The following is a 13,318-nucleotide window of genomic DNA, read 5'->3' on the forward strand; positions in this document are numbered from 1 at the left end:
CGGGGTCAGCAGCCCAGCAGCTTCCCGGCCAGGTAGGACTCCACCTGGGCGATCGCGATCCGTTCCTGGGTCATCGTGTCGCGTTCCCGGACGGTGACGGCCTGGTCGGTCAGGGTGTCGAAGTCCACCGTCACGCAGTACGGGGTGCCGATCTCGTCCTGGCGGCGGTAACGCTTGCCGATCGCCTGGGCGTCGTCGAAGTCGACGTTCCAGTGCTTGCGCAACCCGGCGGCGAGGTCCTTGGCCTTCGGGGTGAGGTCCTCGTTGCGGGACAGCGGCAGCACCGCCACCTTCACCGGCGACAGCCGCGGATCGAGCTTCAACACGGTCCGCTTGTCCACCCCGCCCTTGGCGTTCGGCGCCTCGTCCTCGACGTACGCGTCGGTGAGGAAGGCCATCAGCGAGCGGGTCAGGCCGGCCGCCGGCTCGATCACGTACGGCGTGTAGTGCACGCCCCTGGCCTGGTCGAAGTAGTCCAGCACGGTGCCCGAGTGCTTCGAGTGGGTGCCGAGGTCGAAGTCGGTGCGGTTGGCGACGCCCTCCAGCTCGCCCCAGTCGGTCCCCTGGAAGCCGAACCGGTACTCGATGTCGACGGTCCGCTTGGAGTAGTGGGAGAGCTTCTCCTTGGGGTGCTCGTAGAAGCGCAGGTTGGCCGGGTCGATGCCGAGCTCGACGTACCACTGGTGGCGGTTGTCGATCCAGTACTGGTGCCACTCCTCGTCGGTGCCGGGCTCGACGAAGAACTCCATCTCCATCTGCTCGAACTCCCGGGTGCGGAAGATGAAGTTGCCCGGGGTGATCTCGTTGCGGAACGACTTGCCGACCTGGCCGATGCCGAACGGCGGCTTCTTGCGGGCCGCGGTCATCACGTTCCTGAAGTTGACGAAGATGCCCTGGGCGGTCTCCGGACGCAGGTAGTGCAGGCCGGACTCGTCCTCGACCGGGCCGAGGTAGGTCTTCAGCATCATGTTGAAGTCCCGCGGCTCGGTCCAGCGGCCCTTCACCCCGCAGTTGGGGCAGTTGACCTCGGACAGCGGCACGTCGTCGGGGTTGTCGATCCCGTGCTTGGCGGCGTACTCCTCCTGCAGGTGATCGGCGCGCAGCCGCTTGTGGCAGGACAGGCACTCGGTGAGCGGGTCGGTGAAGACGCCGACGTGGCCGGAAGCCACCCACACCTCACGCGGCAGGATGATCGAGGAGTCCAGCCCGACGATGTCCTCGCGTCCGGTGACCATCCACTTCCACCACTGGCGCTTGATGTTCTCCTTCAGCTCGACGCCGTAGGGCCCGTAGTCCCAGGCCGACCTCGTGCCACCGTAGATCTCGCCACTGGGGAAAACGAAGCCGCGCCGCTTGGCGAGGGAAATGACATTGTCGAGCTTGCTCGGGGCCACGTGTGTTCACTCCGTCTGTCTGTCCGGGGGCATCCGGCTGATGCCACCGGCGGCCAGCCTAGCCGACCTGCCCCCGGGGGACGTTCTCCCCCAACTCGTCGGCCGGCAGGTAGGCGCTCGGCTCGTCCAGGGCGTACGCCATCACCGGCATCAGGGCGTACGTCGCCGCGGCGCCGCCGATCGCCCGCCGGTAGCTGCCCGGATCGTCCCACCGGGACACCAGCGCCCACAGTTGCGGATCGTCGAGGTTGCGGACCAGGTCGACCCCGGCCAGGCCCGCACGGGAGCGGAAGTGGTCGGCGGCGGCCCCGGCGACGACCGCGAACTCCGCCGCGACGTCCGCCGGGACCCGGAAACGATGGATCACCAGCACGCGGGCATGATACCGGGTAGGGTCGGTTCTGATATTCATTCCCAGCTTAGAATGGTCGGCATGAAGAGTCCGCGCCTCCTCGCCGGCGTCTCCGGTCTGGCCGCCCTCGCCCTGCTGGGCGCCTGCGCCACGACCTCGTCGCCGACCGTCCCCGGCACCAAGCGGGTGGTCGCCGCCATCTACCCGTACGAGTGGCTGGCGGAGCAGATCGGCGGCGACCGCGTCACGGTGGAGGGACTGCTGCCGCCCGGCGGGGAGGCCCACGACCTCGAACTGACCCCCCAGCAGGTCGCCGACGTGACCGTCAGGGGCGACCTGATCCTCTACGAGTCCTCCTTCCAGGCCGCAGTGGACTCCGCCGTCGGCCAAGGTACCAAGGGCACCGCCCTGGACGTCCGCACCCTGGTGCAGAACCTCGACACCACCGAGTCGGCCGACGGGCACGACACCGAGACCCCCACCGACGCCCACGACCATGCGGCCGACCCGCACCTGTGGCTCGATCCCACCAACATGGTCACCGTGGCGGCGGCGGTCCGCGACCGGCTGATCGCCCTCGACCCGGACGGGGCCGACGCCTACCGGGCCAACACCGACACGGTCACCGCCGAGCTGAGGTCGGTGGACGCGGAGTACTCGGCCGGTCTGGCCAGCTGCGACCGCAGGGGATTCGTCACCTCGCACGAGGCCTTCGGCTACCTGGCGCAGCGCTACGGCCTGCAGCAGATCTCCATCCGCGGCCTGGACGCCACGGTCGAGCCGACCGCCGCCCGGATCGCCGAGGTGCAGGACCTGGCCAAGCGGGAGGGGATCACCACCATCTTCTACGAGACGGCCGTCTCGCCGGCCGTCTCCCAGGCCATCGCCCGCGACGCGGGCCTGACGACCGACGTGCTCGATCCGCTCGAGGCCAAGCCGACCGACACCTCCCGCGGCGCCGACTACCTCGGCGTGATGCGGGCGAACCTGCAGTCCCTGCGGACCGCGAACGGGTGCCGATGACCGGGGTCGGCACCGAGCCGCCGGTGCTCCGGCTGCGGGACGTCTCGGTGACCCTGGGCGGCCTGCCGATCGTCCGCGGCGTCTCGGCCGACATCCGGGCCGGTGAGTTCGTCGCCCTGCTCGGCGCCAACGGCTCGGGCAAGACCACCCTCCTGCGGGCGGTCCTCCGGCTGGTCCAGCACCAGCGGGGCAGCATCGAGCTGTTCGGCGTCCCACAGGCAGCGTTCCGGGACTGGGGCCGGATCGGCTACGTCCCCCAGCAGGTGGACCCCGGACTGCTCACCGCGACGGTCCGCGAGGTCGTCGCCGCCGGCCGGCTGCCACTGCGGCGGCCCTTCGTGCCGCCCCGTCGCGGCGACCGGCAGGCGGTCGAGCGGGCCATCGGCGAGGTGGGCCTGGAGGAGAAGGCAGGCACCCAGCTGGCGCACCTGTCCGGAGGCCAGCGGCGGCGCACCCTGATCGCCCGGGCGCTGGCCACCGATCCGGAACTGCTGGTGATGGACGAGCCGCTGGCCGGCGTGGACGTCGCCACCCAGCAGTCCCTCGCCGACCTGCTGCGTACGCTCACCACGAGCCGGCAGCTCACCGTGCTCGTCGTGCTGCACGAGCACGGCCCGTTCGCCGATCTGGTCCGGCGCAGCCTGCTGCTGCAGGACGGCCGGCTGGTGTTCGACGGGGACGGGTTCGACCCCGGACTCCCCCACGAGTTCCACCATCCGCCCGAGCACATCTCCTCCCACAACGACTGGGTCCCGGCCTATCCGTCCGGGCCGGAGCCGGAACAGGGCGACGCATGAGCACCATCCTCAGCTATCCGTTCATGGTGCGCGCGCTGATCGGGGCGCTGCTCACCGGCCTGATCGCCCCGACGATCGGCATCTACATCGTCCAGAAGCGGCTCAGCCTGCTCGGCGACGGCCTGGGCCACGTGGCGATCGCCGGCGTCGGCCTGGCGCTGCTCACCGGTGTCACCCCGCTGCCGGTGGCGATCACCGTCGCGATCCTCGGCGCGGTGCTGATCGAGTACCTGCGCCAGCACCAGCGCGCCTCCGGCGACGTGGGCCTGGCGATCCTGTTCTACGGCGGCCTGGCCGGCGGCGTGTTCATGTCCGGCCTGGCCGGCGCGGGGGGCCTGAGCCAGTACCTCTTCGGCTCGATCACCACCATCAGCGACGCCGATCTGATGATGATCGTGGTGCTGGCCCTCTGCGTCCTGGTGGTGTCGATCGGGTTGGCCGACCGGCTGTTCGCGGTGGCGTCGGACGAGGAGTACGCCCGGACCCTGGGTCTGCCGATCCGGTTCTACAACTACCTGACCGTGGTGCTCGCCGCGGTGGCGATCTCGCTGTCGATGCGTACGGTCGGCCTGCTGCTGGTGAGCGCGCTGATGGTCGTCCCGATCGCCGCCGGCCGCAATCTGGTCACCGGGTTCTGGCTGACCATGGTGGTGGGGATGGGCATCGGGGTGGTGGCGGCGACCGGTGGCGTCCTCGGCTCGTACTACTGGAACGCCCCGCCGGGCGCCCTGATCGTGCTGATCGCCATCGGGGTGTTCATCGTGTCGCTGCCGGTCGGCGCGGCCCTCACCCGGCGGCGCCGGGCCGGTCGCGCCCTGCCGGTGGCGCCGGAGGTCGTCACCCCGCCGCACGAGCAGGAGAACGAGGCGGGCCACCCGCACGTGCACGGCGGTCCCGACTGTCATCACCCGACGGTGCGACACGGCGACCACCTCGACTACGTGCACGACGGTCACCGGCACGCCGTGCACGGCGACCACTACGACGAACACTGACACAGGAGGCGGCAGGATGGCGGTGGGCCAGCGGACGACCCGGCAGCGCGAAGCGGTGCGCCGGGCGATGGACGAGTCCGAGGAGTTCCGGACGGCGCAGCAGGTGCACGACCGGCTGCGCGAGCGCGGCGACCAGGTCGGGCTGACGACGGTCTACCGCACCCTGCAGGCGATGGCGGATGCCGGTGATCTCGATGCGCTGCGGACCGGCGACGGTGAGCTCGCCTACCGCCGCTGCGCCAGTGACCACCACCACCATCATCTGGTCTGCACCCGCTGTGGGCGGACGGTCGAGATCGAGGACCCCGACGTGCTCGTCTGGACCCAGCGGGTGGGCACCCAGCACGGTTTCCACGAGGTCCGCCACGATCTGGAGATCTACGGCCTGTGCGCGGAGTGCTGGGCTGCCCGACCCTGAGTCATCGGCCGGCGGGGATCACCCGTCGACCAGGATCACCCACAGGCGTCGTGGGCCGTGTACGCCCTCGACCCGGCTCAGCTCGATGTCGGAGGTGGCCGACGGGCCACTGATCCAGGTCAGCGGCCGACCCGCCTGCACCGACGCCGCCAGCCGGGCGACCGCCTCGGGGACGTCGGACACCACGTCGGCGGCGCGGACCACACAGATGTGCCGGTCGGGCACCAGCGAGAGCGCCCGGCGACCCTGGCCCGGGCCGTGGTCGAGGACGATGGTGCCGGTCTCGGCGATGCCGACGGCACTGGCGGTGACCACGGCGTCGGTGCCGTCCAGGTCCGCCGCGGTGAGCGAGCCGTCGTCGGCCCGGACCGACAGGTCGGCCGCCATCTCGAGGGTACGGTGCAGCTGCTCGTCGGTACCGGCCGGCAGCACCACGGTGCGGGCCCCGGTCCCGGTCAGCCCGCGGATCACCTCGCGGGACACCTCCGCGGCGGGGCAGCGGACCACGGTGGCCTTGTAGTCGGTGACCGTCTGCTCGAACCGGCCGACCACATCGGCCATCGCGGTGGCCCGGCCGTAGGTCCAGTCGACCGGGCCGTCCGGCTCGGTCACGTCGGTCAGCGAGGCCCGCACCCGGGCCAGCACCTCGTCACGCGCGCTCATCACGGTTCTCCTTCGACCCACGGTTCTCCTGCCACCATTGCCGGAACGTCTGGGCCGGCACCATCGGGACGTCGCGGTTCTGGGTCCACCGCGACAGCGGCCCGGGCAGCGGCCCGATCGTCCGGATCGGCAACAGCCTGCCGGCCAGCGAACTGGCCCTGCCGGCCGCCTCCAGGTGCCTGTGGTCGGCCATCACCCAGCTGGCGGCCTTCATCAGCGTCGGTTCGACCTGGTTCAGCTGGTGGCGCTTCTTCTCCTCGACCACCCGGTGCCGCTCGTGCACCAGCAGGTCGGCGATCGGGATCTTCACCGGGCAGACCTCGGTGCAGGCGCCGCACAGCGACGAGGCGAACGGCAGCGACTTGTCGATCGGGTTGTCCACCCCGCGCAGTTGCGGGTTGAGGATGGCCCCGATCGGGCCGGGGTAGACCGAGCCGTACGCATGCCCGCCGACCCGCTCGTAGACCGGGCAGATGTTGAGGCAGGCCGAGCAGCGGATGCAGCGCAGCGCCTCGCGACCCTTCGGATCGGCCAGCGCGTTGGTGCGGCCATTGTCCAGCAGGATGACGTGCACGTCCTGCGGGCCGTCACCCTCGGTGGGTCCGGACCACATCGAGGTGTACGGGTTCATCCGCTCCCCGGTCGAGGAGCGGGGCAGCAGCCGCAGGAAGACCTCGAGGTCGGCCACGGTCGGCAGCACCTTCTCGATCCCGACCACCGAGATCAGTGTCTCCGGCAGGGTGAGGTTCATCCGGCCGTTGCCCTCGGACTCGACGACCACCAGGGTGCCGGTCTCGGCGATGGCGAAGTTGGCGCCCGAGATGGCGACCCTGGTGCGGAGGAACTTGTTGCGCAGGTGGGTCCGGGCCGCGCCGGCCAGCTCCGCGGGCTGCTCGGAGAGTCCTTCCGGGGCGGGGGTGCCGTAGACCCCCATCTCCTCGCGGAAGATCTCCCGGATCTCGCCGCGGTTGCGGTGGATCGCCGGGACCAGGATATGGCTGGGGAAGTCGTGGCCGAGCTGGACGATGAGCTCGGCCAGATCGGTCTCCCAGGCGGCGATGCCGGCCTCCTCCAGCGCCTCGTTCATGCCGATCTCCTGGGTGACCATGGACTTCACCTTGGTCACCTCCCGCTCCCCGGTCGCCTTCACCAGGTCGACGATGAGCTTGTTGGCGTCGGCGGCGTCGCGGGCCCAGTGCACCGTCGCGCCGGCCCGGGTGAGGGATGCCTCGAGCGTCTCCAGGTGCTGGTCGAGGTGGCGCAGGGTACGGTTCTTGATCGCCTCGCCGGCCGACCGGAGGTCCTGCCAGTTGTCGACCTCGGCGACGACCCGGACCCGCTTGGCCCGGATGGTGCCGGTGGCGTGGCGCAGGTTGGCGCGCTGCACCTGGTTCTCCAGGCCTTTGATCGCGGCCTCGGGGAACGGCGGGGCGGGGCGCGTCGTCCAGTCCGGTGGTGCGGGGGTGAGTCGCCCGTCCTTGTCGCGGGGCGGCTGCTGGGTGGCGGTCACTTGCCGTCGCCTCCTTCGGTGTGGGCGAGGATCTCGGCCAGGTGGATCGGCTTCACGCCACCGCGGTTGCGGTGGATCACGCCGGAGATGTTGAGGGCGCAGAGGTTGTCGCCGGTGACGAGGTATTCGGCGCCGGTCTCCATCACGTGCCGGGCCTTGTCGTTGACCATCGCCCGGGACACGTCGGGGTTCTTCAGTGAGAAGGTGCCGCCGAAGCCGCAGCACTGTTCGGCCGCCTCCAGCTCGATCAGCTGCAGCCCGCGGACCGCGCGGAGCAGCTGCAGTGGGGCGTCGCCGACCTTGGCGACCCGGACCGAGTGACAGGTCGGGTGGTAGGTGACGCGGTGCGGGAAGTAGGCGCCCACGTCGGTGACGCCGAGGACGTTGACCAGGAACTCCGAGATGTCGTACGTCCGCGCGGCGACGTCGGCGGCCTGACCGGCCAACTTGTGGTCCCCGGCCTCCTCGGCCAGCATGGCGTGCTGGTGGCGGACGGCGCCGACGCAGGAGCCGGAGGGGCCGACGATGTACTCGTAGTCCGAGAACGCCGTGACGTACGTCTTCACGCTCGGCAGCGCCTCGGGATAGTAGCCGGTGTTGGTGAAGACCTGGCCGCAGCAGGTCTGGTCCTCGGGGAAGACGACCGTGCAGCCGAGCCGCTCGAGCAGGCTCACCACGGCCTTCGGAGTGTCGGGGAACATCACGTCGTTGGCGCAGGTGGCGAACAGCGCCACCGTCTTCCCGGTGCCGGGAAGGCCGACGCCGACGTCGGTGGGTGATGGGGAGGTCATCGTCTTTCCTTCATGAGTGTCTCTTCTCCATGAGGGGTCGGGTGGGCGGATCAGGCGGGCAGCAGCCAGCCGAGGATCGGAGTGGACATCAGGCCGACCAGCACGCAGAGGAACGCCAGCAGGCCGAAGCTCCAGCCGACGATGCGGCGCAGGATGAGCGACTCCTGACCGATCAGTCCCACCGAAGTGGCGGCGATGGCGAGGTTCTGCGGGCTGATCATCTTGCCCAGCACGCCACCGGAGGCGTTCGCCGAGACGGTGAGGTACGGGTCGAGGCCGATCTTGTGGCCGACGGTCGCCTGCAGCCCGCTGAACAGCGCGTTCGCGGTGGTGTCGGAACCGGTGACATAGGTCCCGATCCAGCCGAGCACCGGGGCGAGGAAGGCGAACACCACTCCGGTGCCGGCGATCCAGGTGCCGATGGTGACGGTCTGGCCGGAGAAGTCCATCACGTACGCCAGCGCCACCACAGAGGCGATGGTGAGGGCGGTGAAGCGCAGCTTGTGCGCGTTGCGGCCCAGCGAGCCGACCACGGCGCGTGGGTGCACCCGGTAGATCGCGGAGGTGATCAGGGCGATCACCGCCAGCAGGGTGCCGGGCGAGGAGAGCAGTCCGAGCTTGAAGGTGGTCCGGCCGACCGGGTGACCGGCGGCATCGAGAACGGCACCGGACAGGCCGGGCCAGCCGAAGGAGATGTCGGTGCCGGCCAGCGCGTGCTGGATCGGGTGGATCAGGTTGACGATCGAGAACAGGGCGACGACGAGGACGTACGGGAGCAGGGCCATGGTGATCTTGCCGCCGGTCAGGCTCTTCGGGTCGGCCGGGGCATGGGCGTCACGGTCCAGGATCGACTCGGGCTCACCGTGCATCAGGCGGGAGATCCGGTCCTGGGCCTCGGCCGAGCCGGCCGGCTTCCAGAACCGCATCAGGACCACCCCGGCGGCGATGCCCAGCAGCGAGGCGATCACGTCGGTCAGCTCGACCGACACGTAGGTCGAGGTGACCCACTTGGCCACCGAGAACACCCCGCCGATCACCAGTGCGGCGGGCCAGACCTGCCGCAGGCCCTTGCGGCCGTCGATCAGCAGCAGCATCAGGAACGGCACGACGAAGGCCAGGATGGCGGTCTGCCGGCCGACGAAGGCGCCGATCCGGGTGTAGTCCAGACCGGACACGTTGCCGGCCATGATGATCGGGGTGGCGATGGCGCCGAAGGCGACCGGGGCGGTGTTCGCGAGCAGCACGGTGAGGGCCGAGCGCAGCGGGGAGAAGCCGATCGCCACCAGCATCACCGAGGTGATCGCCACCGGGGCACCGAACCCGGCGAGGGCCTCCAGCAGGCCGCCGAAACAGAACGCCACCAGGATGCCCAGCACCCGTGGGTCGTCGGTGATCAGCGAGAAGGTCGAGCGCAGGTCCTCGAAGCGGCCACTGACCACGGTGATGTCGTACATCCAGATGGCGGCCAACAGGATCCAGGTGATCGGGAAGATCCCGAACGCGGCGCCCTGCAACGCCGACAGGCCGGCCATGCCGACGGGCATCCGGAAGGCCAGGATCGCCACCAGGATCGCGGCCAGCAGCGAGGCGAGACCGGCGAGATACGCCTTCCATCTCAACACACCCAGCGTGATGAGCATGACCAGAATGGGTACCAGCGCCACCAGTGCGGAGGCGGTGACGCTGCCCAGGGGGTCGAGCGTCGGCTGGAAGGTAGCCATAGGGAACACCTTTGTCCTCTGTCCTACGAAGTCGGATGATCAGCATTGGTCTGACCATCAGCCGTACAGTACTGATTGGTCAGACCAATGGTCAAGGGGTTCCGGTAGACTGACCCCGGTGACCGGATCGGAGGGCAGTGACGTGACGGCAGGCAGTGATGTGGCGGCAGGCAGTCGTGCTTACGAAGTGGTGCTGTCGCACATCGAGGAGGCGATCCTCGACGGATCGCTCGTGATCGGCCAGCAACTTCCGCCGGAGCGGGACCTGGCGACCCAGCTCGGGGTCAGCCGGCCGGCGGTCCGGGAGGCCATCCACGCGCTGGTCGCCCAGGGCGTGCTGACCGCCTCGGTGGGCCCCCGGGGTGGCACCCGGGTCGCCGCGCTGCGCACCGAGGCGCTGAAGAAGGTGCTGCGGCTCCAGGTCGCCCTCGCAGACTTCCCCGTCGAGGACGTCACCGAGGTGCGGATCGCGCTGGAGCGGACCACGATCGCCGCCGCCTGCCGCGACATCACCGACGAGGACCTGGCGGAACTGCGCGCGGCGCTGGACCAGATGGCAGGAGTCGAGGACCCCGACGTCTTCAACGACCTCGACACCCGCTACCACGTGGCGATCGCCACCACCGGGCGCAACACCCTGGCGACCGACATGACGATCGCGATCCGGGAGTCGCTGCGCCGCCCGATCGTGACGGCCGAGAAGCAGATGGCCGACTGGCCCACCTTCCGGCGCCAGGCGATGGCCGACCATGAGAAGGTGTACGACGCGCTGGTCGACCGGGACCCGCAGCGGGCGGCCGAGGCGATGGAGAGCCACATCCGCGCCGCGTACGCGATCCTGCCGATCGAGCCCGATCAGCGGGCCGCCGCAGCAGTGTCGGCACCCAACGACGCCAGGACTCCCAGCGCCGCAGCACGGCCGGCCCGGGTCGCACCGAGAGTGGATGCCGACGCGCCGTAGCCGACGAGGAACACCCGTGGATCCCGGACACTGCGGACACCGTCGGTCCGGATGCCACCCCCGGGCTCGCGGAGCCCCAGCGGCGCCAGGTGGTCGAGCGCGTGCCGGAAACCGGTGGCCCACAGGATCGTGTCGGCGCGGATCGTCCGGCCGTCCACGAGGATCACGCCGTCGCGGGTGAGCCGCTGCAGCGGCCCGGCCGAGACGAGGACGCCCCGGTCGATGCCGCGACGGTACTCCTCGGTGAGCGGCAGCCCGGTGGCCGCGACGACGCTCTCCGGTGACAGACCGGCGCCGGTGCGCGCCGAGACCCGTCGCTCGACGGCGCGGCCCCATTCCTCGCCGAACGGGCGGTCGATCCACTCCGGCGGCCGTCGGGTGACCCACGTCGTGGTGGCAGCTACGGCGTCGAGCTGGAGCAGGAACTGGACGGCTGAGGTGCCACCGCCGACCACGACGACGTGCTGCCCGGCGAACTCGTCGGCGCTCCGGAAGTCGTGGGTGTGCAACTGGCGGCCGCGGAACAGCTCCCGGCCCGGGTAGGCGGGCCAGAACGGCCGGTCCCAGGTGCCGGTGGCATTGATCAGGAACCGGGTGCGCCACACCCGGTGTCCCGCAGCCACCTCCAGCAGCCGGCCGGGGCCTGGACGGACGGCATCGACACGGACCGGCCGGACGACCGGCAGCCCGAACTGCCGCTCGAAGGCGCCGTAGTAGCGGCTGACCACCGCCGATGCCGGCTCGTCCGGGTCGGGGCTACCGAGCGGGAAACCCGGCAGGTCGTGGATGCGGTGCGCCCGGCCGAGGGTCAGCGACGGCCAGCGGTGCTGCCAGGCACCGCCCGGGCCGGGATTCGCATCGAGGACGACGATGTCGACGTACGGCCGCAGGCCGTGCCGGACGAGGTGGTAGGAGGCCGCGAGACCGGCCTGACCGGCACCGATCACGACGGCGGACAGCGAAGCACTCACAGCCCGTCAACACCGCGGCAGCATCAGCTGTTCCCCACCGCACCGTTCGGCAGGCCCCTCCCTACCGCCCGACAGCCACTACCGCTCGACGAGGGAGAGCGACCGGAGCCCCCGTTCCATGTGCCAGTTGACGAACGCTGCGGTCAGACCGCTCGCCTCGCGTTGCACGATGGCCTCCACCGCACTGGTGGCAGGCCAGTCCCCCACCAGCAGGGCGCTGAGCAGGTCGAGCGTCGCCGGCTGGGGATGGGCGCTGGCCGGGGGCCGGCAGAAGCGACACACCACCCCGCCCGCCGCCGGTGAGAACGCCGTGTGCGGTCCGGGGGCCCCGCAGGAGGCGCAGTCGGTGAAGGTCGGGGCGTAGCCGGCGACCGCCATCGACCGCAGCAGGTAGGAGTCCAGCACCATCGCGGCGGGCCGTGGCCCGTCGCTGGTCCCGCGGACCAGCACTGCCAAGGCACCGACGAGCAGTCGGTACTGCTGGAGGGCCGGCTGGTGTTCCTCCCCCACCAGTTTGTCGGCGGTCTCCACCATCACCTCCCCCGCCGTCCAGGCCGGGTAGTCGGAGGCCAGCCGGGCACCGTACGCCTGGACGGTCTCCACCTGGTCGACGTAGTGCAGGCTGCGCCCGGTGGCGAGTTGCAGGTCGACGTGGCTGAACGGTTCGAGGCGGGCCCCGAACTTCGACCCGGTCCGCCGCACTCCCCGCGCCACCGCCCGTACCTTGCCGTGGGCACGCGTCAGCAGCGTGATGATGCGGTCGGCCTCGCCGAGCTTGTGCGTCCGCAGCACCACCGCCTGGTCGCGATAGGTCGGCACCGCCTCATTCTAGGGTTCCTGGCCCCGGGAGCCAGGAGGCGCGGCGCACCGGTCCTAGGCTGGGGGCATGTCGACGCGTACGCCGGTCCCCCCGCCGCCCCACCCCTCGGGCGCCCGTCCCCCGCAGCTTCCGGCCGACAAGGTGCCGCGCCACGTGGCCATCGTGATGGACGGCAACGGACGGTGGGCCAAGGAACGCGGCCTGAAGCGGATCGAGGGCCATGCTCGCGGCGAGGCGGTGCTGATGGACGTGCTGGCGGGGGCGATCGAGATCGGCGTGAAGTACGTGTCGGCGTACGCCTTCTCCACCGAGAACTGGAAGCGCTCCCCCGAGGAGGTCCGTTGGCTGATGGGTTTCAACCGCAGCGTGATCGCCCGGCGCCGCGACGAGATGGACGCGATGGGCATCCGGGTCCGCTGGGCCGGCCGCCGACCCCGGCTGTGGCGGTCGGTGATCCGCGAGCTGGAGTCCGCGGAGAACCAGTCCCGGGACAACGCCGTGCTCACCCTGCAGTTCTGCGTGAACTACGGCGGGCGGGCGGAGATCGTCGACGCCGCCCGCAAGATCGCCCGGCTGGCCCGGGACGGGCAACTGCGGCCTGAGGACATCACCGAGTCGTCGTTCCACCGGTTCCTCGACGAACCGGACGTGCCCGACGTCGACCTGTTCATCCGCTCCTCGGGCGAGCAGCGCACCTCGAATTTCCTGGTCTGGCAGTCCGCGTACGCCGAACTGGTCTTCCTCGACACCCTGTGGCCGGACTTCGACCGCCGCGACCTGTGGGCTGCGATCGAGTCGTACGCCGGCCGGGACCGCCGGATGGGCGGGGCGGTGCCCAACGTCGAGGGCCGGGCGGAGGGGACGGCACCGACCGGACCGGACGGACGGCCCGAGCAGGCCGA

13 protein-coding genes and 1 pseudogene are annotated in these 13,318 nt (G+C 70.7%); 6 read left to right on the forward strand and 8 right to left on the reverse strand.

Annotation, left to right across the window (positions count from 1 at the left end):
- Positions 1–5 precede the first annotated feature (5 nt).
- Both R0145_RS10465 and R0145_RS10470 read right to left on the reverse strand, forming a co-directional pair.
- Positions 6–1,394 (reverse strand): glycine--tRNA ligase, encoded by a 1,389-nt coding sequence (locus tag R0145_RS10465; RefSeq protein WP_317836762.1) that lies wholly within the window; start codon positions 1,392–1,394, stop codon positions 6–8.
- A 58-nt stretch (positions 1,395–1,452) separates the two neighbouring features.
- Positions 1,453–1,767, reverse strand: coding sequence for an antibiotic biosynthesis monooxygenase family protein (locus R0145_RS10470; protein ID WP_317836763.1), 315 nt, complete (start codon positions 1,765–1,767; stop codon positions 1,453–1,455).
- A 60-nt stretch (positions 1,768–1,827) separates the two neighbouring features.
- Here R0145_RS10470 and R0145_RS10475 point away from each other — a divergent pair, with 60 nt between their 5' ends.
- The 4 genes from R0145_RS10475 to R0145_RS10490 are packed head-to-tail and all read left to right on the forward strand — an operon-like array spanning position 1,828 to position 4,979.
- Positions 1,828–2,769: a metal ABC transporter substrate-binding protein gene (locus R0145_RS10475; RefSeq protein WP_317836764.1), complete on the forward strand. Its 942-nt coding sequence runs from the start codon at positions 1,828–1,830 to the stop codon at positions 2,767–2,769.
- Entirely contained in the window at positions 2,766–3,566 is an 801-nt protein-coding gene (locus tag R0145_RS10480; protein WP_317836765.1) for a metal ABC transporter ATP-binding protein, read from the forward strand. The genes R0145_RS10475 and R0145_RS10480 overlap by 4 nt, the downstream gene beginning before the upstream one ends.
- The gene (locus tag R0145_RS10485; RefSeq protein WP_317836766.1) at positions 3,563–4,561 is read left to right on the forward strand and encodes a metal ABC transporter permease; all 999 of its coding nucleotides are present in this window, start codon (positions 3,563–3,565) and stop codon (positions 4,559–4,561) included. The genes R0145_RS10480 and R0145_RS10485 overlap by 4 nt, the downstream gene beginning before the upstream one ends.
- Before the next feature lie 16 nt (positions 4,562–4,577).
- Positions 4,578–4,979, forward strand: coding sequence for a transcriptional repressor (locus R0145_RS10490; RefSeq protein WP_317836767.1), 402 nt, complete (start codon positions 4,578–4,580; stop codon positions 4,977–4,979).
- Positions 4,980–4,997: 18 nt separating this feature from the next.
- Here the strand turns inward: R0145_RS10490 and R0145_RS10495 are convergent, their stop codons facing one another.
- The 4 genes from R0145_RS10495 to R0145_RS10510 are packed head-to-tail and all read right to left on the reverse strand — an operon-like array spanning position 4,998 to position 9,673.
- The gene (locus R0145_RS10495; RefSeq protein ID WP_317836768.1) at positions 4,998–5,642 is read right to left on the reverse strand and encodes a lactate utilization protein C; all 645 of its coding nucleotides are present in this window, start codon (positions 5,640–5,642) and stop codon (positions 4,998–5,000) included.
- On the reverse strand, positions 5,629–7,152 hold the full coding sequence (locus R0145_RS10500) for a LutB/LldF family L-lactate oxidation iron-sulfur protein (protein WP_411742038.1): 1,524 nt from the start codon (positions 7,150–7,152) through the stop codon (positions 5,629–5,631). The genes R0145_RS10495 and R0145_RS10500 overlap by 14 nt, the downstream gene beginning before the upstream one ends.
- On the reverse strand, positions 7,149–7,943 hold the full coding sequence (locus R0145_RS10505; RefSeq protein ID WP_317836769.1) for a (Fe-S)-binding protein: 795 nt from the start codon (positions 7,941–7,943) through the stop codon (positions 7,149–7,151). Before R0145_RS10505 ends, R0145_RS10500 begins: the two co-directional genes overlap by 4 nt.
- Before the next feature lie 50 nt (positions 7,944–7,993).
- Positions 7,994–9,673, reverse strand: coding sequence for an L-lactate permease (locus tag R0145_RS10510; protein WP_317836770.1), 1,680 nt, complete (start codon positions 9,671–9,673; stop codon positions 7,994–7,996).
- 109 nt (positions 9,674–9,782) lie between these two features.
- Between R0145_RS10510 and R0145_RS10515 the strand changes: the two genes are divergently transcribed.
- Entirely contained in the window at positions 9,783–10,625 is an 843-nt protein-coding gene (locus R0145_RS10515; RefSeq protein WP_317836771.1) for a FadR/GntR family transcriptional regulator, read from the forward strand.
- On the opposite strand, the gene R0145_RS10520 is transcribed toward R0145_RS10515, so the two are convergent.
- Positions 10,520–11,596, reverse strand: coding sequence for an NAD(P)-binding domain-containing protein (locus R0145_RS10520; RefSeq protein WP_317836772.1), 1,077 nt, complete (start codon positions 11,594–11,596; stop codon positions 10,520–10,522). The two genes, R0145_RS10515 and R0145_RS10520, sit on opposite strands and share 106 nt — an antisense overlap.
- A gap of 78 nt (positions 11,597–11,674) precedes the next feature.
- Positions 11,675–12,415 carry a DNA repair protein RecO gene (recO, locus tag R0145_RS10525; RefSeq protein WP_317836773.1) on the reverse strand — a complete coding sequence of 247 codons (741 nt, stop codon included), beginning with the start codon at positions 12,413–12,415 and terminating at the stop codon, positions 11,675–11,677.
- 67 nt (positions 12,416–12,482) lie between these two features.
- Here recO and R0145_RS10530 point away from each other — a divergent pair.
- A pseudogene (locus R0145_RS10530) lies at positions 12,483–13,256 on the forward strand (isoprenyl transferase); the annotation flags it as partial.
- Between the last annotated feature and the right edge of the window lie 62 nt (positions 13,257–13,318).

Origin of the sequence: Raineyella sp. W15-4 (assembly GCF_033170155.1) — a bacterium.
Classification (GTDB): domain Bacteria; phylum Actinomycetota; class Actinomycetes; order Propionibacteriales; family Propionibacteriaceae; genus Raineyella.

Bases quoted from the DNA above. Each gene is read 5' to 3' on its own strand.
- R0145_RS10490 (WP_317836767.1), top strand. From the start codon at position 4,578: ATGGCGGTGGGCCAGCGGACGACCCGGCAGCGCGAAGCGGTGCGCCGG.
- R0145_RS10485 (WP_317836766.1), top strand. From the start codon at position 3,563: ATGAGCACCATCCTCAGCTATCCGTTCATGGTGCGCGCGCTGATCGGG.
- R0145_RS10505 (WP_317836769.1), bottom strand. From the start codon at position 7,943: ATGACCTCCCCATCACCCACCGACGTCGGCGTCGGCCTTCCCGGCACC.
- R0145_RS10475 (WP_317836764.1), top strand. From the start codon at position 1,828: ATGAAGAGTCCGCGCCTCCTCGCCGGCGTCTCCGGTCTGGCCGCCCTC.
- R0145_RS10495 (WP_317836768.1), bottom strand. From the start codon at position 5,642: ATGAGCGCGCGTGACGAGGTGCTGGCCCGGGTGCGGGCCTCGCTGACC.
- R0145_RS10480 (WP_317836765.1), top strand. From the start codon at position 2,766: ATGACCGGGGTCGGCACCGAGCCGCCGGTGCTCCGGCTGCGGGACGTC.